19 protein-coding genes and 1 tRNA gene are annotated in these 21,813 nt (G+C 41.4%); 15 read left to right on the top strand and 5 right to left on the bottom strand.

What is annotated here, in order from left to right; translation table 11 throughout:
• The first annotated feature begins 45 nt into the window (after window positions 1-45).
• The 8 genes from BUE31_RS16260 to BUE31_RS16225 all read left to right on the top strand — a co-directional run bounded on the left by BUE31_RS16260 (window position 46) and on the right by BUE31_RS16225 (window position 10,603).
• Complete coding sequence (locus BUE31_RS16260) at window positions 46-1,767, top strand: alpha-amylase family glycosyl hydrolase (protein WP_073404989.1); 1,722 nt, start codon at window positions 46-48, stop codon at window positions 1,765-1,767.
• 127 nt (window positions 1,768-1,894) lie between these two features.
• Window positions 1,895-3,265 (top strand): MFS transporter, encoded by a 1,371-nt coding sequence (locus BUE31_RS16255; RefSeq protein ID WP_073404842.1) that lies wholly within the window; start codon window positions 1,895-1,897, stop codon window positions 3,263-3,265.
• A 579-nt stretch (window positions 3,266-3,844) separates the two neighbouring features.
• Complete coding sequence (locus tag BUE31_RS16250; protein WP_073404841.1) at window positions 3,845-6,301, top strand: glycoside hydrolase family 31 protein; 2,457 nt, start codon at window positions 3,845-3,847, stop codon at window positions 6,299-6,301.
• Between the two features lie 451 nt (window positions 6,302-6,752).
• Window positions 6,753-8,903, top strand: coding sequence for a 1,4-alpha-glucan branching protein GlgB (glgB, locus tag BUE31_RS16245; RefSeq protein ID WP_083620008.1), 2,151 nt, complete (start codon window positions 6,753-6,755; stop codon window positions 8,901-8,903).
• Between the two features lie 100 nt (window positions 8,904-9,003).
• Entirely contained in the window at window positions 9,004-9,219 is a 216-nt protein-coding gene (locus BUE31_RS16240; RefSeq protein ID WP_073404840.1) for a hypothetical protein, read from the top strand.
• Window positions 9,220-9,380: 161 nt separating this feature from the next.
• Window positions 9,381-9,572: a hypothetical protein gene (locus tag BUE31_RS16235; RefSeq protein ID WP_073404839.1), complete on the top strand. Its 192-nt coding sequence runs from the start codon at window positions 9,381-9,383 to the stop codon at window positions 9,570-9,572.
• A 262-nt stretch (window positions 9,573-9,834) separates the two neighbouring features.
• On the top strand, window positions 9,835-10,293 hold the full coding sequence (locus BUE31_RS16230) for a hypothetical protein (protein ID WP_073404838.1): 459 nt from the start codon (window positions 9,835-9,837) through the stop codon (window positions 10,291-10,293).
• Between the two features lie 64 nt (window positions 10,294-10,357).
• Window positions 10,358-10,603 (top strand): hypothetical protein, encoded by a 246-nt coding sequence (locus BUE31_RS16225; protein ID WP_073404837.1) that lies wholly within the window; start codon window positions 10,358-10,360, stop codon window positions 10,601-10,603.
• 41 nt (window positions 10,604-10,644) lie between these two features.
• Here BUE31_RS16225 and BUE31_RS16220 read toward each other — a convergent pair whose 3' ends face one another.
• The 3 genes from BUE31_RS16220 to BUE31_RS16210 form a co-directional block, all read right to left on the bottom strand.
• Entirely contained in the window at window positions 10,645-10,914 is a 270-nt protein-coding gene (locus BUE31_RS16220; protein WP_143167142.1) for a hypothetical protein, read from the bottom strand.
• A 139-nt stretch (window positions 10,915-11,053) separates the two neighbouring features.
• A complete protein-coding gene (locus tag BUE31_RS16215) occupies window positions 11,054-12,037 on the bottom strand; it encodes a hypothetical protein (RefSeq protein ID WP_073404835.1) in 984 nt (327 codons plus the stop codon).
• A 211-nt stretch (window positions 12,038-12,248) separates the two neighbouring features.
• Window positions 12,249-12,322, bottom strand: a tRNA-Arg gene (locus BUE31_RS16210).
• Between the two features lie 508 nt (window positions 12,323-12,830).
• Between BUE31_RS16210 and BUE31_RS16205 the strand changes: the two genes are divergently transcribed.
• A complete protein-coding gene (locus BUE31_RS16205; protein ID WP_073404834.1) occupies window positions 12,831-13,688 on the top strand; it encodes an N-acetylglucosamine kinase in 858 nt (285 codons plus the stop codon).
• 190 nt (window positions 13,689-13,878) lie between these two features.
• Here the strand turns inward: BUE31_RS16205 and BUE31_RS16200 are convergent, their stop codons facing one another.
• On the bottom strand, window positions 13,879-14,574 hold the full coding sequence (locus tag BUE31_RS16200; protein ID WP_073404833.1) for an NUDIX hydrolase: 696 nt from the start codon (window positions 14,572-14,574) through the stop codon (window positions 13,879-13,881).
• Window positions 14,575-14,698: 124 nt separating this feature from the next.
• Here BUE31_RS16200 and pfkA point away from each other — a divergent pair, with 124 nt between their 5' ends.
• The 4 genes from pfkA to BUE31_RS16180 all read left to right on the top strand — a co-directional run bounded on the left by pfkA (window position 14,699) and on the right by BUE31_RS16180 (window position 19,383).
• Window positions 14,699-15,685, top strand: a complete 987-nt coding sequence (gene pfkA, locus BUE31_RS16195) for a 6-phosphofructokinase (RefSeq protein WP_073404832.1) — start codon at window positions 14,699-14,701, stop codon at window positions 15,683-15,685.
• 5 nt (window positions 15,686-15,690) lie between these two features.
• Window positions 15,691-16,539 (top strand): hypothetical protein, encoded by an 849-nt coding sequence (locus BUE31_RS16190; protein ID WP_073404831.1) that lies wholly within the window; start codon window positions 15,691-15,693, stop codon window positions 16,537-16,539.
• Window positions 16,540-16,546: 7 nt separating this feature from the next.
• Window positions 16,547-17,542: a type I glyceraldehyde-3-phosphate dehydrogenase gene (gene gap, locus BUE31_RS16185; protein WP_073404830.1), complete on the top strand. Its 996-nt coding sequence runs from the start codon at window positions 16,547-16,549 to the stop codon at window positions 17,540-17,542.
• Window positions 17,543-17,838: 296 nt separating this feature from the next.
• Window positions 17,839-19,383 carry an eCIS core domain-containing protein gene (locus BUE31_RS16180; RefSeq protein ID WP_073404829.1) on the top strand — a complete coding sequence of 515 codons (1,545 nt, stop codon included), beginning with the start codon at window positions 17,839-17,841 and terminating at the stop codon, window positions 19,381-19,383.
• 523 nt (window positions 19,384-19,906) lie between these two features.
• Here the strand turns inward: BUE31_RS16180 and BUE31_RS31095 are convergent.
• Window positions 19,907-20,047, bottom strand: a complete 141-nt coding sequence (locus BUE31_RS31095) for a hypothetical protein (RefSeq protein ID WP_159440701.1) — start codon at window positions 20,045-20,047, stop codon at window positions 19,907-19,909.
• A gap of 218 nt (window positions 20,048-20,265) precedes the next feature.
• Here BUE31_RS31095 and BUE31_RS16170 point away from each other — a divergent pair, with 218 nt between their 5' ends.
• Both BUE31_RS16170 and BUE31_RS16165 read left to right on the top strand, forming a co-directional pair.
• Window positions 20,266-20,766 carry a gamma-glutamylcyclotransferase family protein gene (locus BUE31_RS16170; protein WP_073404827.1) on the top strand — a complete coding sequence of 167 codons (501 nt, stop codon included), beginning with the start codon at window positions 20,266-20,268 and terminating at the stop codon, window positions 20,764-20,766.
• 338 nt (window positions 20,767-21,104) lie between these two features.
• Window positions 21,105-21,785, top strand: a complete 681-nt coding sequence (locus BUE31_RS16165; protein WP_073404826.1) for a helix-turn-helix transcriptional regulator — start codon at window positions 21,105-21,107, stop codon at window positions 21,783-21,785.
• Window positions 21,786-21,813 lie beyond the last annotated feature (28 nt).

The raw sequence follows: 21,813 nt of genomic DNA, 5'->3' as shown, positions 1-21,813 counted from the left end.
TTTAACACATTTTCGCAATCAAAGCATCCGGCACGAACAAAAAGAATGGAACAACCATCAACCGATAATAAGCTTATAATTTATCAAGTGCTTCCCCGTTTGTTTGGTAATACCAAAACGGTTAATAAGCCCAATGGTTCAATTGATGAAAATGGCTCGGGCAAGTTTAATGACATCAGCGATAAGGCTTTACAGGAAATAAAGAACATGGGTTTTACCCATGTTTGGTTTACTGGGGTAATTGAGCATGCCACCATGACGGATTATTCTTCCGTTGGTATAAAGGCTGATGATCCGGACATTGTAAAAGGCCGCGCCGGCTCACCCTATGCCATAAAAGATTATTATGATGTCGACCCCGACCTGGCAGTTGATGTAAAACATCGCATGACCGAGTATGAGGCTTTGATAAAACGCACCCATACTAATGGACTGAAAGTTATAATGGACTGTGTGCCCAACCATGTGGCCCGCACCTATGGCTCGGATGTAAAACCGGCAGGTGTAAGGGATTTTGGTCAGGACGATGATACCACGCAGGCATTCAGCCCTAAAAATGATTTCTATTACATCCCGGCACAGCATTTTACTGTTCCTGCCGGATATAACCCCGGTGGCGATGAACTTAAGAGCCCGCTAAAGGATGGTAAATTTGATGAGCATCCCGCAAAAGCAACCGGCAACGATGTATTCAGCGCATCGCCATCAATCAACGACTGGTTCGAAACCATGAAGCTGAATTATGGGGTTGATTATCAAAATAACCGCACCCCGCATTTTGACCCGATCCCACCGCTGTGGAATAAAATGTACGATATCCTGCATTTTTGGGCGGCAAAAGGAATTGATGGATTCCGTTGCGATATGGTGGAGATGGTGCCTTTTGAATTTTGGGGCTGGGTGATCCCAAAACTGAAAGCAGAATATCCTGATCTTGTTTTTATCGGCGAAGCCTATAACAGCACACTTTATACTAAATATATTACCACCGGTAAATTCGATTACCTGTACGATAAGGTTGGCCTTTACGATGCCATAAAACGCTTAACCCGCAACGAACCAAACGCCACCACCTGGGACATAAACCATGTTTGGCATAACGACAGTAACGGTATTGACAGCCACATGCTCCGTTTTATGGAAAACCATGACGAGCAGCGCATTGCCTCCCGCGATTTCGCAGGCAACCCCTGGCTTGCAGTACCCGGAATGATAGTTACCGCTACCTTATCAACCGGCCCGGTGATGGTTTATTTCGGACAGGAAACAGGCGAACCCGCTGCCGGTACCGAAGGTTTTAGTGGCGATGATGGCCGCAGCAGCATCTTTGATTATTGGGGCGTGCCTGAGCATCAAAAATGGATCAACAACGGCAAATTTGACGGTGGGCAGTTATCTGCTGATCAAAAAAAACTCCGCAGCTTTTACAGCAGCCTGTTAAGCACGGTACACAAAAGCGAAGCGTTAAGAACCGGGGAGTTTTATGAGCTGATGGTAGCCAATGAGCACCAGCCCGGCTTTAATACCCGCATGTATATATATGCCAGGTATACTGCCAAACAGCGTATATTAGTAATAACCAATTTTAACCGAACAGAGCAAACAATAACAGTTAAATTGCCTGATGACCTGCTTCAAAAATTAAATTTAAGCGGAAGCAGGGAATTTAAAGATTTGTTAACCGGAACCAATTATAATACAAACAATATAAACAACGGAATCACCCTAACATTACCCGCCACAAGCGGCTTGTTGCTGGAATTCTGACCGGGATTTAGGGATTTGAGCGATTTAAAAGGATTGGGAAATTATAACTGAATCCAGTAAATCCGGATAATCCCTTAATCGTGTCACTAATGACCAATGACTTAATGACCAATGACAACTAAATAACATGGCAACACGCGGCATTTTGCAAAAACCAAAAATGAGTTTTTGGCAGATCTGGAACATGAGTTTCGGATTTTTAGGGATTCAGTTTGGCTTTGCCCTGCAAACAGGCTTCGCCAGCAGGATCCTTCAAACCTTTGGCGCCGATACCGGTAATTTATCATGGTTCTGGCTTGCCGCCCCGCTTACCGGGATGATTATTCAACCCATTATAGGTCATTATAGTGATGGTACCTGGAATCGTTTTGGACGTCGTAAACCTTATTTTCTTACAGGTGCTATTTTATCGGGTTTTGCTTTATTGATCTTACCAAATTCATCCCTGCTGGTAGCTATTATCCCTCCAATTGTTGTGGGCGCAGGAATCTTTATGATGATGGATGCTTCTTTTAATGTCGCGATGGAACCATTCAGGGCATTAGTAGCAGATAATTTACCTGAAAGCCAATATAGCACCGGGTTTTCTATGCAAACGTTTCTGATCGGTATCGGCGCTGTAGCTGGGTCATTATTGCCTTATGTTTTTGCCGAGTATTTCCATATTTCAAAAACTGCCGAAGCCGGTCATGTGCCGGCTAACCTGCTGTATTCCTTTTATATAGGCGCGGCAGTGCTTATTGGGTCAATAGTGTGGACTGTTATCCGTACAAAGGAATACTCGCCCGAAGAGCATGCGCAATTTCATGAAGAGGAGCCTGTTGCGGTAAGTCCAAAGAAAACAGGTTTCGGCCAGATCTTTACTGATATGGCCAATATGCCTAAAACCATGAAGCAACTTGGCCTTGTGCAATTTTTTTCATGGTTTGCATTATTCACCATGTGGGTTTTCACAACTCCTGCACTTGCTGAGCATATCTATCACGTAAAAGCAGGTGATACCACATCTGTAGCTTATAACGACGCCGGTAACTGGGTAGGCGTTTTATTTGGGATCTACAATGGCATCTCAGCTATTTATGCTTTGTTGCTGCCAAAAATAGCTAAAGCTACAAGCAGAAAAATTGCGCATGCATTTTCTTTAACAATGGGGGGACTTGGCCTTATCTCCATTTGGTTTATTACTGATCCAAACTGGCTTATATTGTCAATGGTTGGCATTGGTTTGGCATGGGGAAGTATCCTTTCAATGCCTTATGCCATACTATCCAGCTCAATACCCGCAAAAAAGATGGGTGTTTATATGGGGATCTTCAATTTCTTTATCACTTTTCCCCAAATTGTAAGCAGCCTTACGGGAAGTGTAATTGTGAAGCATTTGTTTAATGAACATTCGGTGTATGCTATAATTATGGCCGGTGTATTTATGTTGCTGGCAGCCATATCTGTTTTATACGTAAAGGATGGTAAAAAAAATGAAATCATAGTAAAAATATGATGTTTTGGTTGTGAGTCATTTTGTGGTAAACGTTCCTTTTTATCGCATAACAGGTGGCTCCTTTAGGAGCGCGATATTGGTAGAAAAACAAAAGAAAGGATTTTTTGCCCTATAGGGGCAACACCTGTACGACCTGCATGTACGCCAGATGGTGAGGCGATGTTCCCCAGTCTGTAATAGTAAATCGCATAGGTTTCGTGCCGATGACACGAAGAAATTTACTTTTGGTTTTTTCTACCAGCATTGAACCCTGCTTGGGTTAGTCATTTCTGCGGGATTACCCCTATGGATAACTAAGAAAATTGCGTTAGTGATAGTAGTGGATACCGGCCTCGTGGCTAACGCCTGAGCAGTATGAACGGATAGCACGACCGCTTCTATCAGCGGGAACGCCCATAATATTTTACTAATGAAATTTGGCCTTAGTATTTAAACTTAAAAATTACGAGGGCAACAAAAAAAACAATACAAAAAAACTGTAATTGGCACGGTTAATGGTTTTGTAAAAAAGTGTATTATTGTATATTGCGTACAACATACACAATGCGCATATTTGGGGATAGAGACTAATAATTTTTAATGGAAGATAATATACTTAACCAGGAGCTGTTAGCTAATAGATTGATTGAAGACGAGGAAGAAGAGTTTCATCACCTTAATAATCCTGCTGATGGAATAAAACCCATCATCAAAAAATACCTTGGCGTGCCAAATCATGTAGATCAGCTGGAAAATAAATTTTATTTTACAGACGGTGATGCAAAAGTTGAGGTTACAGTGGTTACCGATGAAATTATCCGGGTAAGGTTAGCGCCTCATGGCGTTTTTTTGGAGGAGTTTTCATACGCCGTACCTAAATTAGAGCAAAAAGCAACTGTTTTTGCCCTGCACGAGGATGAAAACGAGTTTCGCGTTTCAACCAGCATTGTAAATTGCCATATCCGCAAGGATGATTTCTTTATATCATTTTCTGATAGCCAGAACCACATCACCAGTACTGATGCTGTGCCGATGCACTGGGAAGAAAACGTAAAATTTGGCGGTTATTATGTTTATTGTACGAAAACCTGCCATGCCGAAGAAAGCTTTTTCGGCCTTGGAGATAAGCCTACGGAGCTTAACCTGCGCGGTAAACGATTAAAGAACTGGAATACCGATGCCTACTCATTTGCCTGGAACCAGGATCCGCTTTACCGCAGCATCCCCTTTTATATCAGTTTAAATGAAGGGATAGCACACGGTATTTTCTTTGACAATACTTTTAAAGCGCATTTTGATTTTGGGGCCGAAGATGCAACCAAAACAAGTTTTTGGGCTGATGGTGGCGAGTTGCAATATTACTATATCCATGGTCCGCATATGATGGACGTGGTAAAAAGCTACCATTTATTAACCGGTACACACCCTATGCCGCCGCTTTGGGCGCTGGGCTATCACCAATGCAGGTGGAGCTATTATCCCGAAGCAAAGGTTAAGAAAATAGCAAACGGCTTCCGCGAAAATAAAATTCCGTGCGATGGGATCTACCTCGACATAGATTATATGGACGGCTACCGCTGCTTTACCTGGAACCGCAAATATTTCCCTGATCCTAAAAAAATGATCAAGGAATTAGCTGCCGACGGTTTTAAAACGGTAGTGATCATTGATCCGGGCATCCGCGTGGATGATAATTATTCGGTATTTAAAGAGGGTAAAGAGAATAGGTATTTCTGCCGCCGTTGCGATGATTACTTTATGGAGGGCCATGTATGGCCAGGCCGCTGCCAGTTTCCTGATTATACCAATCCCGAAGTAAGGGAGTGGTGGGGTGGTTTGTTTGACGAGCTGGTGCAGCTGGGTGTAGCAGGTGTTTGGAACGATATGAACGAGCCGGCCGTATTTGGTGCAGGTACTTTTCCTGATGATGTTCGCCACCAATATGATGGTTTCCGCGGATCGCACCGTAAGGCACATAATATTTACGGGATGCAAATGGTACGCGCTACCTATGAGGGCTTGCGCAAATTAATGAAGAATAAACGCCCTTTTACCATTACCAGGGCGGGTTACTCAGGCGTACAACGTTACTCTTCCGTATGGACGGGTGATAACGTGGCATCATGGGAACACTTAAAGCTGGGTAATATCCAATGCCAGCGTTTATCAGTATCCGGCATCTCTTTTTGCGGAACGGATATTGGCGGCTTTAGCGGCGAGCCTGATGGCGAGCTGTTTACCCGCTGGATCCAGATGGGCACCTTCTCGCCATTTATGCGGGCACACTCTGCGGGTGATACCAAAGAGCGCGAGCCGTGGAGCTTCGGTGCGCCATTTACGGATATCAACCGCAAATTTATTGAACTGCGTTACCGCATGCTGCCTTATTTGTACTCCACCTTTTGGGAGCATCACCGTTATGGTTTCCCTATCCTGAGGCCGATAGTAATGCAGGAACAGGACGAGATCAGCAACCATTTCCGCCAGGATGAGTTTACCTATGGTGATAAAATTTTGATCTGCCCGGTACTTGAGCCTGGTCAGCAAAGCCGCAAGGTTTATCTGCCTAAAGGCAAATGGTATAACTTCTGGACGTATGAAATGGTTGATGGCGGAAAAGAAGTATTAGTGCCAACACCATTGGAAACTATTCCGGTGTTTGTAAAGGCCGGTTCTGTTATTCCCGAATACCCGGTAATGCAATATGTAGGCGAAAAAGAAATTGAAGAAGTAAAGCTGAATATTTACTACAGTAATTATGAAGTTAACTCCTTTTTGTTTGAAGATTACGGCGAAACGTTTGCCTACGAACAAGATATTTACCTGGAGAAAAAGTTTGTGGTGACTGGTAAAAGCACCATTTTTACCGTTCAGCAGTCAATGGAGGGGCTTTATACGCCACGCTATGAAAGCTATCACTTCAATGTTATTGGTTTGCCATTTGCACCAACCAAAATATTAGCCGACGGTAAAGATGTACCTTACAGCATTGACGAAAACAAATGCGTTGAATTTAAATTCACAAAGAACTTTAAGCAGATAGAGATTGTGAAATAGGGGGGGGAAGTCCGAAAGACGGAAAGTCCGGAAGTCCGAAAGAAGGAGTTTGATGGTGAGAAAACTTACGAAGTTTTCAAAACTTCGTAAGTTTGTTCTATCCTCGCAGGGTCTCTCAGAGAGGACCCTGCATTGGGTTTGCTGAAATTTATGACATAAGAAAATGCTGGATACTTAGCACACGGCGCAGGGTCCCTTACAGAGACCCTGCGAAGACAGAAAGTAGGTTTTAGAGGCTGGAGATTAGAGATTAGTTGAACGCGGAAATTATAAGAAAACTTACGAAGTTTTCGAAACTTCGTAAGTTTATTATCCGTTTTATTTGGCCTTAATATATTATCTTCCGGACTTCCGGACTTTCCGTCTTTCGGACTAAAAATCACTATATTTGATCAACCAATTAGCTACCAACACTTAAATTATCTAACAGCCTTCATGGCCTCTCTATACTATGGCAAAAAAAATCGATACAACGGAACCTGCAAAACCCGCAGCTAAATCTGCTCCTGCAAAAAAAACGGTTAAGCCAAAGGCTGAGGCCCCGGTGAAAGAGGCTGCGCCAAAGGCGAAAGCTAAGCCAGCTGTAAAAGCAGCAATAACCGCTGCCTCAAAAACAAAAGTGGCTGCTAAAAAGAGTGTTTCGGCAACGGAAATTCCTGTTTTAAAGGCTGTTGAAGTATATAGTCGTTTTACTGATTTTGATATTGGGCTGTTTAAATCAGGTAAGCATTATAAGCTGTATGAAAAATTTGGCTCGCATGTGGTTGAGTTTAATGGTGTTGTTGGAACTTATTTTGCCGTTTGGGCGCCAAATGCGCAATATGTTTCATTAATTGCAAATTTTAATGGCTGGGATCGTGGCTCACACCCTTTATATGTACGCTGGGATGGGTCAGGGATCTGGGAGGGCTTTATTCCGAATATAGGTGTTGGCGAAACTTACAAATATTACATCAAATCATCAACCAGCGAGGACCTGGAGAAAAGCGACCCTTTTGCATTGCGCTGGGAAGTGGCCCCAAAAACAGCTTCAATAGTTGCCGATACTTTTTATGAGTGGAAAGATGCTGACTGGATGGCCACCCGTGAGGGACATAACGGACTAAACAGGCCATACTCGGTTTACGAGATGCACACAGGCTCATGGGCCAGGAATCATGAAAGCCCCGATGAGTTTTTAACCTATGATCAGCTTGCTGATAAGCTGGTACCTTACATAAAGGAAATGGGCTTTACGCATGTAGAGTTTATGCCGATAATGGAGCACCCGTATTACCCAAGCTGGGGATACCAGATCACGGGCTTTTTTGCCGCTTCATCAAGGTATGGTACACCTCAGCAACTGATGTACCTGGTTGAGCAATTACACCTGGCGGGGGTGGGGGTTATACTGGATTGGGTACCTTCGCACTTCCCCGGCGATATCCATGCGCTTTATAAATTTGACGGTACGCACCTGTACGAACATGCAGATGTACGCAAGGGCTTTCACCCCGACTGGAAATCATACATATTTAACTACGGACGTAACGAGGTTCGCGCATTTTTAATAAGCAATGCCATTTTTTGGCTCGACAGGTATCATGCCGATGGCTTGCGTGTTGATGCTGTTGCATCAATGCTGTACCTTGACTACTCACGCAACCATGGCGAGTGGGAAACCAATATGTATGGCGGCAATGAAAACCTGGAGGCTATATCGTTTTTAAAAGAATTTAACGAAGCTGTTTACAGCAATTTCCCTGATACACAAACTATTGCCGAAGAATCTACCGCATTTACGGGGGTTAGTCGCCCGGTTTATACAGGTGGCCTTGGTTTTGGTATGAAATGGATGATGGGCTGGATGCACGATTCGATCAAGTATTTTTCAACTGATCCGCTGTATCGCAAATATCACCACAACCAGATCACATTTAGCCTGATCTATGCCTTTACCGAAAACTTTATGTTGCCTTTTTCGCATGATGAGGTGGTATATGGCAAAGGATCAATGCTGCGCAAAATGCCTGGCGATGAGTGGCAGCAATTTGCAAACCTGCGCCTGCTCTACAGCTATATGTTTACCCATCCCGGCACAAAGCTGTTGTTTATGGGTGGCGAATTTGGGCAGGGAACTGAATGGAACTTCCAAAACTCGTTAGACTGGTATTTACTGGAGTATCCTAATCACCAGGGTATAAAAGAAACAATTAAAGCATTGAATCACCTATACAGGGATGAGCCTGCATTGTACGAGAAGGGCTTTGAATGGAGCAGCTTTGAATGGATTGATGGCGGTAACTCAAACGATTCAATCCTGGTTTATAACCGCAAAGGGCACGATGTGGTAAATGACCTTGTTATTGTGCTAAACATGACCCCAATAACCCACCAGGGCTACAGGATTGGCATGCCGTCAAAAGGTAAGTGGACCGAGATCTTTAATTCGGATGCTAAGGCTTATTGGGGCAGTGGGGTCGAAAATAACGAACCGATTGCTACCGAGGTAGTTAACTGGCATGGCAGAGATAATTCAATTAGTATTGCTGTACCACCGTTAGGGGCAGTTGTATTTAAAAAAGCGGCTATTGTGCCCCCTAAATACGAATTGAAGAAGTAACAGGTAAAATGTTAAAAACTTAATTATATCGAATAAAACCTTTTTTAACGGGTTAACGTAACAGTAGTATTGAATCTTAAAAACAGTCAATTTACACATTATGAATCCAAAATATCGTTCTTTGTACCTGATGATAGCTTTTGCAGGATTATTGTTTCTTGCGTACGATGCTTTTCTTGCTTACCCGGATATTAACCCGCTCAGAGTGTTGTTAATTTCTTTTTCAGATATGATCTTCTTTTTCCTGGCCTACAAAACGTACCCAGCTGAAGAAGGTGTTTCAATGAAAACCAGCAAAGTGAAATCGTATCAATAATTTTAAAATACTATTAAGTAAAGTATATATTTGAGAGCCTGATCAGCTTTTAATTGACCATAATCGGGCTCAGTTAAAAGCTGATTGCTTTTTAGGCTCTTTTTTATATTAAAAACATATTGGCAAACGGCCGGTTTCTAAAGAAATTTAAACTCAACAGTATGAATCCTAAATATCTTGTCCTTTACATAGTTGCCGCAACGCTTGCCCTGGGCCTGGCAATTTACCAGGCTGTTACCACATACCCTATGGTTAATTATAGCCGGGTGGGGCTTAATGTAATTATCTCTCTATTCTTTTATTACCTCGCCTACAAAACCTATCACATAAAAAAGGACGGGGAGTTGATGTAATTAGTCTATGGGCTATACTGGTATGTCATTGCGATCCGCTGGCTAGCGGAGGGCAACCGTACACCGTGCACAACCGCTGGTATAAGAGAATGAAGCATTCTTAGCACGCGGCGCAGGATCCCTTTCAGAAGATCCTGCAGAGACGGAAAGCGTTCTAATACTGCTTAAGATTTGTAACTTTGGAATATAAGTTTTTAGAATGCCTCCCTTATATACTGTATATAATACTTTAGATAACCCGCCCAGCACATCGTCTTTGACTATGGGCTATATTTTTCTGGTATTGTTTGTCTGTTTTTGTATCGCCATGTATTTTGGAATAGGAAGAAACTTGAAAATGACACTCAGAGGTGGACTTAAGGTAAATCCTTTTCTGGCTGCAATACCTCCAGTTGTAATCTTCTCCTTTTTCTACTTAAATACTGAGAAACTTAAGATCGATGTCTATCAGCATGATAAAACTTTACTAAATAGCAACAGCAGGGAACTTAAGACGGTGGCGGGAACTATTAAAGATTATTATCCCGAGTCGAAGGAGGGACATGGTGAGGAATTTACAGTGCAAGGCATTTTATTTCATTACTCTCATTTCGAAGAAGGGCGATCAGGCTATCATCAGACATTTTTGTACGGTGGAGTTATACGGCAAAACCTATATGTTAAAATAACTTATTATAATGATGGAGACCGTAATGCTATCCTAAAGCTTGAGACAGAATAAGGGGGTTTGCTTGTCACGTCAATCCTTTACTGACTTTTTTTTAAATTGCGACAATTAACAGAATATGGATGTAAACATAAATTGGAATGGTTGTGCGACTATCGCTGACGGTGAACGATATGAAATAGAGGGCGTGAATATCTGGGATTTCAAATGGAGAGCCACAGGCGATAAATTTACTGCAAATGAACCAGTTCGGGGTCTCAACTACAATATAACCATATATGAAATAACAGAACGAGGCAAGTCCATTAGGTTTGGCGCCGCTGAAGTTTCAAACAATGTTTGGATTGTTTACACCGTATTATAATGTAATTAAAAGGGTTACAAATTTAAAGTAATTAAATTATCCTACCTGTCGTACTTTTGATTTGTATCGCTATTTGTTTCTGCAGCAGCATTTTCTTCTTTGAAGGCCCTTTTTGCTTTACGAACATTTATAAAAAAGTAAACTGATACAAAAAGAGCAATGCAAGCATCAGCTAACGTCCCGATGCCTTCACCTTTATTGCTTGAATTTATACTCTCAATTCCCTTGTACATTTCATAAAAGAAATACAAAAGCATAAAAACACTTCCAAAGAGCAGCATCTTTCGATACTTAATAAAAAATACTTCCATGAAAAACTGTTTAATTATATAAACGCAATATACCAAAAAAGCAAGCCATATCGACTTGCTTCTTTCCATGATCCCAATTGGATTTTGTTAGAACTGGTTGGTAAAAAAAGCAATAAAAATTACAGGTTTCCGCCAAAATTCATTCATTGTCCATTACACTTATATTGGTAAATGGCGAAGTTTCCCTGAAAGCCACCGTATCAGCTGCCGTATTTGCAACAAAAACAGCTAATCTGCCATTTGTAAAACTATCATTATGAATTGTTGACGGCTTAATAGCCAGGGCCGACCCGTCTGAAGGGACCCTGAAAGTAGTAAATATAATTTTAGGAATATTATCGGCGGGATTGATAACCTTGTGCCCTAATGTAACTTTAGCCTCACAAAATACCTGGCCGTCTTCGGTTGGCCTGGGTAAAAAAATGTGTGGGAATGGATGATGCTCAACAAACAAGCCGCCCCCACCCGAAGGCGACATTGCGTAATCAGTTATATAATCCGGAAAAGTGGTTTTGTACTCCACACCAAACAGTATTTTGTTGAAACCCATACAAAATTCTTCCTCCGGCATTAGGAGTTTGGCCCCGTAAAAGGCAAGCGTTTGATGATAGTCGGGATGATCTACATCCAGCACGGGTAAAACCACAGCCTTTTCATTTACATATAAAGAACCGGTGCTGCCAAATACGTTAGCCGCGCTGTCCAGGTTCGGTAGAGTTCCACCATCTTTGCTGCTCACCCAGTTGGCGTGAACGGTTATGGCGTTGCTTTTTTTGGGTTCCGGAGCCTGGCTTTCCAAATCCACCAGTTGTTTAATCAATGATCCGTCTACACAATTTTCTTTAACCAGCCGGACACCGGTGCCATCGCCTGGCGTTAAAGCTACTTTGGTGCTTGGGCGAATAGGTCCGTAAATAGCCGTAGTAGTCATTAAAGGGACGCCTGCGGAGCTTTGCCGTAAAACAACTGCATCGTTTAAAAACGCTATATTTTCAAGCAGGTCTTCATGGGTAATTTTAATATCAACCGTTTGCCATTTTGGCTGATCAAGAATTTTTTTTAATTCCTCCTCCGAGGTGTTTTTTGAGGATTCCTGGTACGACGCTCTGAATACGTGACTCATTTTATTTATAGATTATGTGATTTTAGGATTATAGGCCGGATTGTCCGTGATAAGGTTTAATGGTTAAATATAATTTATTTTTCCTAAAAGTGATAGAAAGAAATAGTCTTTATTATTTAGCAATTTCAATCTTGCTATAGCATGAAATCCTATTTTTTCAATTCAACATGCCATAAAAAAAGCAAGCCGTAACTGACTTGCTTCTTTAACGTGATCCCATCTGGATTCGAACCAGAGACCTACAGATTAGAAATCTGTTGCTCTATCCAGCTGAGCTATAGGACCATCTGCAATTTCATAAGTTTCATAACGGAGTTTCGAACCTCCTGCATGCGGTTATTACGATTTCGCGGTGCAAATATGCAAAAAACTGCCTGAAAAATCAAATGGAACATTTTCTTAATTATATACAGTTTTGCACAGTGTGTGTTTCAAAACTTTTTAAACTCCAATTTAATCCATCTTATATATAGCATAACAATATTAATTTGTCATTTACATTAATAATCAAACCATTGCTTACTAATATTTGTTAAATTATATATATAATTGCAAACAATTATAAACCAATTGCCTCATAAAGCAATACATTTATATTTTAAAACAAGTAGCTGATTTAATAAACGTACTTATTATTTGTACTGATTTACGGGGGCAATAACATGTCCGGAAATTGTAAAAAGAACACAACGTTAATTTAAAATGAACATTTTTACTTTTTAAAAAGGTAAAGTGTTTTATTTACAATAAGTAAATCATACTTTTAACCGATTTTTCTAAAATAAACTTATTTATGATCATAATTGCGGACGGTGGCTCTACTAAAACAAACTGGTGTCTGGTTACCGAAGAAGGAAAAAAAGTATACTTTAACACAGAAGGTTACAACCCTTATTTTTCAAGTAAGGAGTACATTATCCAATCATTAAACGAAAGCCTGCCAACAGATCTTGAAAAAGACCTGATAACCGAAGTTAACTATTATGGCGCAGGTTGCTCAACCGATGAGATGCGCAACATTGTTAAAGAAGCCATGCAGGCGGTTTTTACCAAATCAAAGGTTAATATAGGCCATGACCTGCTTGCAGCAGCCCGTGCCCTGTTAGGTAACAATGAAGGCTTTGCCGCCATATTGGGTACCGGAACAAACACCTGCATTTATGATGGTAAAGATGTTATAATGAACATCGACTCCGGCGCTTACATTTTAGGCGACGAAGGCAGCGGATGCTACATCGGCAAAAAGCTATTAACCGATTATTTACGCGGCTACATGCCCGAGCCTGTGCGCAACCTGTTTTGGGAAACCTACAAGCTTACACCCGATGACGTGAACGAGCAGGTTTATACCCAGCCCCGCGCCAATCGTTTCTGCGCAAGCTTCAGCAAGTTTGTTTACGATAACAACGTACATATTGAATACTCAAGAAATTTGGTGCGCACCTCGTTCGAAGATTTCTTCCGCAACCTGGTAACCCATTATCCCGATTATCAAAAATATTCATTTAACTGCATCGGTTCTGTTGGTTACAACTTCCGTAATGTACTGGAAGAACTGGTAATTGAAAACGGAATGGTTGTAGGTAACATTATCCGCTCGCCTATAGATAACCTGGTGAAGTTCCATTTGGAGATGGCGCATCAGTTGTAGCTGGGGAAAGAATCAAGATTCAAGAAGTCAAGAATCAAGACATAAAAAGAAAGCCGAAGAAGAATTAACTTTTTCGGCTTTTTACTTTTATGAATTTTGAGATTTATTGGTTATTCCTTTTAAAAGTCTTCCAATCTTAGCTCTTAACTTCTTGATTCCTGACTCTTGACCTCTTGCCTCTCTCTTCCCCTCACTTATCCAGGTTCAACTCATTATTAAAGATCTTCGCGTATTTACGGCGGTCGAACTTGTAGAGTTTTGCGGCGCGGTATGATACGCCTTTTTGTTTTTCGTCAAGCTCTTTTAAAAATCCATAGCTCAGCATTTTCTTTCTGAAATTCCTTTTATCCAGCTTTTTGTTTAAAACCGCTTCGTAAAGGGATTGCAGCTGCGTAAGCGTAAATTTTTCAGGCAGCAGCTCAAAAGCAATAGGCTGATAGTTTAAGCGGCGGCGAATCTTATTAAAACCCGTTTCAAAGATCTCGGAGTGATCAAATGCCAGCTTAGGCAGCTCACTAACCGGGTGCCAAAAGGCCTTACGGGCGTATTGCGTAATCGGCCTTAAGTCCTTTTGCCCGTTAATGCGGATCAAAGCATAGTAAGCAACCGTTATTACACGTCCTTGAGGGTGTCGGTTAACCTCGCCGAACGTGTGAAACTGCTGCATATGCAGATCGCGCAAGCCGGTAAGCTCGTACAAAATACGTTCGGCAGCATCGTCAATACTTTCATCCTGCTCAACAATGTAGCCGGGTAATGCAAGCCAATCTTTAAAAGGCTCCTGGTTTCTCTCAATTAGTAATATCTTTAGCTCGCCGGCTTCAAAACCGAATATTACGCAATCGATTGAAAATACTGAATTAAATGTAGGCAGTGTAATTTCCAAACCTGATAAATTTTAGGGAATAATTTTTAAAGTTAATTGGTTAAGCGCTAATGTAAAAAAAAAAATTAAATTTAAAGGTGTAAATTTTACACAGTATCTTCGTACCTCCAAATTAATTCTAAAAATGCATAAAATATCAAAACTCGCGGTTTTAACATCGGGTGGTGATGCTCCGGGAATGAACCCTTGTATCCGATCAGTAGTACGAACAGCTATCTATAATAAGTTACAAGTTGTTGGCATACGCCGTGGTTATCAAGGACTTATTGAGGATGATATGTATGACATGGAGGCCCGCTCGGTAAGTAATATATTAAATTTAGGCGGCACCATTTTAAAAACTGCCCGTTGTTTGCCTTTCCGGTCAGACGAGGGGATGGAAACTGCTTATCAGAACCTAAAAAAGCGCGGAATTGACGCTTTGGTGGTTATTGGCGGCGACGGAACGTTTACCGGCGCCCTCCGTTTTTCGAAAAAGTACCCTGATATTGCCGTTATGGGCGTACCCGGAACTATCGATAACGACCTTTACGGATCAACCTATACCCTTGGTTTTGATACGGCCACCAATACGGTAATTGAAGCAATAGACAAAATCCGCGATACGGCAGATGCGCACGACCGTTTATTTTTTGTTGAGGTTATGGGTCGCGATTCAGGCGCTATTGCCCTGCGCGCAGGCATCTCATGCGGTGCAGAAGCTATAATGCTCCCCGAAAAAGCTACAGCAATTGACGACCTGATAGAGAACCTTAAAAACGGCTCGTTAAATAAAAAATCATCAAGCATAGTTATTGTTGCCGAGGGTGATAAAAACGGTGGCGCTTATGACATTGCCAAAAAAGTACAGAAAGAAATAAAGACATACGATGTAAAGGTTACCATACTAGGCCACCTGCAGCGTGGTGGCAGCCCGTCGGCATTTGACAGGATATTGGGAAGCAGGTTGGGATTTGCGGCAGTAAATGCGTTACTTAGCGGCGAATCGCAAATGATGGTTGGCCTTGAAGCTAACCACATAAAAATAACAAGCCTTGAAGAGGCACTTAATCAACATACATTTAAACTGGAAGAAGATCTGATGCTGATGGCTGAAATACTTTCTATATAAAATAAATGACTGCAGTTGTATATAGCGGATCAAATTATGCCGAATGGCGATTGTTCGATAAGGACAGGACCATTGCTTCTTTTAAAACCGGTGGCATAAACCCCTATTTTAACGATGAAAAACAGATCATCCAGCTGTTAAATAAAAACATTAACCTTATTCATCATGCCGAAGAAATAAAACGGATCTATTTCTTTGGCGCGGGCTCTTTCTCTACCGAGCTTAAAAACACGGTGCATAACGCATTTTCGGTATTTTTTAAATTTGGGAAAGTAACCGTTGAGCACGATATTACTGCAGCGGCTATAGCCTGTTGTAAAAACTCGCCCGGGATAATAAGCATAATTGGCAGCGGCTCGAATGCGGCCTGGTACGACGGCAAAAAGGTAAAGCCGAACAATTACGGCCTTGGTTATATTTTGGCCGATGAAGGATCAGGCAATTGGCTGGGCAGGGAATTGGTTAAAGGATATATGAATGAAACGCTTCCTGAAAACATCCGGAAAAAGTTTGTTCAGCGGTATGATCCGGAGCGTAAAACCCTGCTCGAAAAAATTTACAGGCAAAAGCAGCCTGCTGTATACTTAAGCTCATTTACCGAGTTTTATATTGATAACCAGGAAGACAGCTATATTAAAAGCATTATAAAAAATGGCTTTGATAAGTTGATGCATACCTATTTATTACCACTGCATGATGAACATCCCGAAGCTTTTTTGTATTTTGCGGGCTCTGTTGCAGCGGGGTTTCAAAATCTTTTACATGAGGCTGCTGCCGATGCAAATCTTAAAATTGCAACCATAATTAAAGAACCCATAAACAATTTATTAACGTACTATTCAAGTAAAAATTAAAAAAATCATGAAAATAGGAATTAACGGTTTCGGCCGTATTGGCCGCCTGGCATTCAGAGCTGCAATTGAAAGACCCGACATTGAAGTTGTTGGTATTAATGACCTTGTTGAGCCTGATTACATGGCTTACATGTTAAAATACGATTCAACTCACGGTCCGTTCAAAGGCACTATTGCTGTTGAAGGCGGTCATTTGGTGGTAAACGGTAAAACTATCCGTGTAACTGCCGAAAGAGACCCTGCAAACTTAAAATGGAATGAAGTTGGCGCAGAAATTATTATTGAATCAACAGGCTTGTTCCTAACCCTTGAAACAGCCCAAAAACATATTGATGCCGGCGCTAAAAAAGTTGTAATGAGCGCCCCTGCAAAGGATGATACCCCTACTTTTGTAATGGGTGTTAACAATAAATTATTAACAGCTGCGCATACCATCGTATCAAACGCATCATGTACTACCAATTGCCTTGCGCCTATCGCTAAGGTATTGAATGATAGCTTTGGTATTGAAGAAGGCTTAATGAGCACTGTACACGCTGTTACAGCTACTCAAAAAACAGTTGACAGCCCATCGGCTAAAGACTGGAGAGGTGGCCGCGGCGCTTACCAGAACATCATCCCTTCATCAACAGGTGCTGCTAAAGCGGTTACTTTGGTTATCCCTGAGTTGAAAGGCAAGTTAACAGGTATGTCATTCCGGGTTCCGGTTGCCGACGTTTCTGTTGTTGATTTAACCGTTCGTCTGAAAAAAGGCGCTAGCTACGAAGAGATCAAAGCTGCCATGAAAACAGCATCAGAAGGTGAGTTAAAAGGCATTTTAGGCTACACTGAGGATGATGTGGTTTCTGAGGATTTTAAAGGCGATGCACGCACATCAATTTTTGATGCAAAAGCAGGTATTGCTTTGAATGATCACTTTGTTAAAGTAGTATCATGGTATGATAACGAATGGGGTTATTCAAACAAATTGATTGACCTTGTTCAGGAATTAGCTAAAGTTTAATACAAGCTTTAATTTCTTATAATATAAGAGGCCGTATCGGATTGAATTTCGATACGGCTTTTTTTTATGTTTAATTTTTGCAGGCGACATTTCTTTTTTATCGCCTGAAATACTTTTTTTCAAAGCATAAAACTCAGCGCATAATATTAAGCTTTAAATGCTTGCATCTTTAAATAATTGTTCATAACTTGATTCCACCTTAACTTTTCTGGAACAGAATTTTGAATCGGGAATAAAAACAAGCTTTTTATTCAGTGCTTTTTGCAAAATATCACCTATCACCTTATTGATTTATTATGCGCACGTTCATACAGCAACAAAAACAGGCAAATAACGCCGACACCACCTTTGATAAGTCAGCCGCTTTAGGCATTACACAGCGTAACGGCAATTTAGCACCCGGTTTTGGCAATATTGCGGTTCATCCCCCAAAACTACCGACTATACAACCCAAATTGACGGTAAATAGTCCCGGGGATAAATATGAACAGGAAGCTGAAGTGGTATCGGAAAAAATAGTGCAAATGAACCACTATAGCCCTTTACAAAAAAATCATTCCCATACTCCTGTTGTTCAACGTAAATGTGCATCCTGTGAAGAAGAGGAGCAAGGTGGTTTGCAAAGAAAAGAATCCGGCAGTTCGGTTCCGTTTGTATCAGCAAATGTATCTGAAACATTGAAATCTCCTGGCCATTCTATTGATACAGATACGCAGTCGTTTATGGAAAGCAGGTTTGGCTATGATTTTAGTAAGGTGAAAATACATACTGATTCACAAGCTAATCAGTCGGCAATGGATCTTGGGGCCTTTGCTTATACCTACCAAAATGATATAGTGTTTGGACAAGGGCAATACAGGCCCGATACCGGGGGTGGGAAGAAATTACTGGCCCATGAATTAACGCATACGCTGCAGCAAAATAATTTAAATGCTCCGGCTATTCAGCGGCAATCCGTACAACATGGTGGTGCAACCGGCGCTCCCGCAGATTGGAGCACACAAGTTACCAATGCGAACACTCCGGCGCTTAAAGCGGCACTAATCCAATCTGCAGTGGGCTCTTCAGTAACTATTGTTGACAGAACAGCTCAAAGCAGTGCCGACAGTACGCCCGATCCCGCTCATCTGGAGCCTTATACCGCTTCCAATCCAAAGGTAAATTTCGATGAAAACCTGGCATCCAGGGCTGCAAGAAGAGGAGGGCGATTACTTAGTAACGATGCCGGTTATACCTTTTTTCATAATAACACCAGTTATGTTGTACTTGGTTCCTTGGCTATCAATAGCGGAAATTACTACAGCACTATTTATACATTAAATCATGAGTTTGATCATGTAAGGCAGAATATTTCCGGCAGTACATTACAGGGAAATGCTTCAGAAGTAGACGCATGGACGAGTTCATTTATAAGAGAGTTTCACAAAAGCTATAGTATACAGGAAAATACAACAACTGGAAACTGCCTGATTTCTAACTATCAGCAATATGTACCATTATTAGGATATTATGTGGCAGCAGACGTATCAGCCAGTGATAAAACAAGAGCCGTTCAACGGATCTCTGCCTATTTTACTTCGGTAATACAGCCACATCCCGGGCACCTGGCTGTATTCAAATTTTGGCTAAGGCATTCCATTGATCAAACCAACCATGCCCTGGCTAACGACCTGATTGCGGCCTTAAGTTTGCCTATCAGTGCATCTATCGCATCACGGGACTTCTCACGTTTTAGTTGTGCCGGAATACCAGCCGCAACTTACCAATCGCCGTCTACATCCCCACCTGTATTCCCGTCAGCTGCGGCAACCGGCGGCAACCCGGGCACACCGCATCCATAATTAAAACATTTTTTTAACGGACCTAACTTCTCCGGGAGGGGGCAAATTTACTCCCGGCTATCGTTCAGGCTATTAATAACTTATAAAAGCTATTATACTATTAAACTAAAATGCAGACAACAAAATCGCCCCGCAAAAACAGAGCGATTTTATTTTCATTTTTTTTGATGTAGCCGTTTGTAATGGCCGTAATCCTTTAATCAGATACTTTTAAATGTATTTAATTTGGAACACAACAATTAACTGGCTGTTACGCTACTGCAGGAACACAAACATCCCCATAGAACGGTGGGTTTGCTTCATAAACGCACCCACATCCCGGTTTCTTTGAACAGTCACTGGGATTATTAATGTCTCCACATGTAAATTGTTTACATGGGTTAGGATAGTCTCCCCCTAGAACCATTTTCATTTCTGCTCTGTTTAATTTCTTGAACTTTTCCATAATGTTAATTGATTTTTAACTTTACCCTGTAACGTTTAGGTATTTACTACGGCATATATTACTAAAGTGCATGCTTCTTTACCCGCGAGGTATTTTGCTTCGTTTCCTGTCTGTAGACAGGCAGGCCCGAAATGATGGACAGTTTGTATTTTTTACATCTGTAATGTTAATGTCTGCATCGAAATCAGTATAAGCCTGGATGCCTTTTGAGGTACTCATAGATAGATAAGGTGTTAAGTTTTAGTAATTAACAGGCGATTTCGGCAAACCACTCGTGGTTAATTGCAAGCTAATTTAAAAAGTTAAAACGGGATTTAAAAGTAACAAGCTATAATTATGGGCATAATTGGCTATAAAACCTCGTTCCTTATGCTATTTATAATATAGGTATAAACACAAACGTTAAAACAAAACACAACTTTCCTCATTTATACAATATGATATTATTTTCATTTGCAGGTAATATGGATGTTGAAAAATTTGCCGGGATAGTTCCGTCTGCAAAAAAGATAGGGATAGCCAGGCTGCCCGGTTATAATTTCATATTCAACAGAACCGGTGACGACCTGTCGTCAAAAGCAAATATTCTGCTTTCTAATGATCCTAATGATTCTGTTTGGGGTGTGCTTACTAAGCTTGAAGATGTGGAATGGCCAAATTTTTATAACGTTGGATCTTACAGCATTGATTTTAAACTTGAGACGGTAAACTGCATTGATGCAAGTGACAAAATTTATACCGCCAGGGTTTTTGTTGCGGAACCACACGCTGTAAATACACATTTGTTACCTTATGACTGGCATCATAAAAAGGTAATTCACCTGGCTAAAAATGCAGGCCTTCCGGAAGATTATATTCATAAAATATCCATGATGCCTTTTAAGATTGATCCTGATGATGACAGGCGACAGGAAGAGTTGAACAAGATAAAGGTTTGAAACTTGCTGGGTTTGAAACCTCATGTCTTCGCAACCTCATGTCTCCGCAGGGTCTCTCGGAGAGGACCCTGCGCTGGGTTTTCATGAATTTATGACATAGGAGAATGCCGCATACTTAGCATACGGCGCAGGGGCCCTTTCAGGAGAGCCTGCGAAGACTGAGGGAAACATGAGCGCAGAGGCCTATCCGCGTGCTAAGCATGGTGTAGAGGCCTTTGCCCGCATGCTTCGAGTGCTTCAGCATGACACCCATTTTTTATCATTCCATATTTCAGATGACGTATCTTTCGAACATAAAAAGCTGCCGAAATAAGTTTTTTTGCTAATTTTCGCTCTTTATGAACCGCATCGACAGATTATTTGGCATCCTCACTACCCTGCAATCAAAAAAGCATGTTACGGCTGCATACCTGGCAGACAGGTATGAGATGAGCGTACGCACGGTATACAGGGATATTAAAGCTTTGGAGGAACTGGGCATCCCTGTCAGCTTTGAGCAGCCGAAGGGGTATTTTATTGTGCAGGGGTATTTTTTGCCGCCGCTGTCCTTTACTACCGATGAGGCAAACTCTCTTATATTAATGGCATCACTTGCGGAAAAGTTTGCCGACAGGTCTATTGCCAAATACAGCAACAGCGCGCTTGCAAAAATTAAAGCCGTTTTAAAATCATCAGATAAAGACAAAACCAATCGTTTTAGCGATCACATCAACATCTACAATCCGGAACCTTCAAAAACAGAGAATGACTACCTGATAGATATCCAGGCATCTATTACACAGCAAATTATTATTGCCATTGATTATACGGATAATGCAAACGTTAAAACTACCCGGGAAATTGAGCCGACCGGGCTGGTGTTTTACAATATGGAATGGCATTTGATTGCCTGGTGCTGGAAAAGAAACGACTATCGGGATTTCATCGTAAAAAGGATCAGCAATATAACCTGTACCAAGCAGCCTTTCCGGAAAAAGGACCATATTAAGGCGGTGGATTTTCTGACCTGGTATAAATAAAATTAATTTTCTTAAAACAGGCTGCCAT

The sequence above is a fragment of the Mucilaginibacter sp. OK098 genome (assembly GCF_900142915.1).
Taxonomy (GTDB): Bacteria; Bacteroidota; Bacteroidia; order Sphingobacteriales; family Sphingobacteriaceae; genus Mucilaginibacter.
This window is presented reverse-complemented; position numbering and strand designations above follow the sequence as displayed.

Coding starts and splice junctions, on each gene's coding strand:
- BUE31_RS16225 (WP_073404837.1), top strand. CDS start 10,358: ATGGATGTAAACATAAATTGGAATGGTTGTGCGACTATCGCTGACGGT.
- BUE31_RS16180 (WP_073404829.1), top strand. CDS start 17,839: ATGCGCACGTTCATACAGCAACAAAAACAGGCAAATAACGCCGACACC.
- gap (WP_073404830.1), top strand. CDS start 16,547: ATGAAAATAGGAATTAACGGTTTCGGCCGTATTGGCCGCCTGGCATTC.
- BUE31_RS16260 (WP_073404989.1), top strand. CDS start 46: ATGGAACAACCATCAACCGATAATAAGCTTATAATTTATCAAGTGCTT.
- BUE31_RS16170 (WP_073404827.1), top strand. CDS start 20,266: ATGATATTATTTTCATTTGCAGGTAATATGGATGTTGAAAAATTTGCC.
- BUE31_RS16220 (WP_143167142.1), bottom strand. CDS start 10,914: ATGGAAGTATTTTTTATTAAGTATCGAAAGATGCTGCTCTTTGGAAGT.
- BUE31_RS16215 (WP_073404835.1), bottom strand. CDS start 12,037: ATGAGTCACGTATTCAGAGCGTCGTACCAGGAATCCTCAAAAAACACC.
- glgB (WP_083620008.1), top strand. CDS start 6,753: ATGGCAAAAAAAATCGATACAACGGAACCTGCAAAACCCGCAGCTAAA.
- BUE31_RS16230 (WP_073404838.1), top strand. CDS start 9,835: ATGGGCTATATTTTTCTGGTATTGTTTGTCTGTTTTTGTATCGCCATG.
- BUE31_RS16235 (WP_073404839.1), top strand. CDS start 9,381: ATGAATCCTAAATATCTTGTCCTTTACATAGTTGCCGCAACGCTTGCC.
- BUE31_RS16240 (WP_073404840.1), top strand. CDS start 9,004: ATGAATCCAAAATATCGTTCTTTGTACCTGATGATAGCTTTTGCAGGA.
- BUE31_RS16205 (WP_073404834.1), top strand. CDS start 12,831: ATGATCATAATTGCGGACGGTGGCTCTACTAAAACAAACTGGTGTCTG.
- BUE31_RS31095 (WP_159440701.1), bottom strand. CDS start 20,047: ATGAGTACCTCAAAAGGCATCCAGGCTTATACTGATTTCGATGCAGAC.
- BUE31_RS16255 (WP_073404842.1), top strand. CDS start 1,895: ATGGCAACACGCGGCATTTTGCAAAAACCAAAAATGAGTTTTTGGCAG.
- BUE31_RS16190 (WP_073404831.1), top strand. CDS start 15,691: ATGACTGCAGTTGTATATAGCGGATCAAATTATGCCGAATGGCGATTG.
- pfkA (WP_073404832.1), top strand. CDS start 14,699: ATGCATAAAATATCAAAACTCGCGGTTTTAACATCGGGTGGTGATGCT.
- BUE31_RS16250 (WP_073404841.1), top strand. CDS start 3,845: ATGGAAGATAATATACTTAACCAGGAGCTGTTAGCTAATAGATTGATT.
- BUE31_RS16165 (WP_073404826.1), top strand. CDS start 21,105: ATGAACCGCATCGACAGATTATTTGGCATCCTCACTACCCTGCAATCA.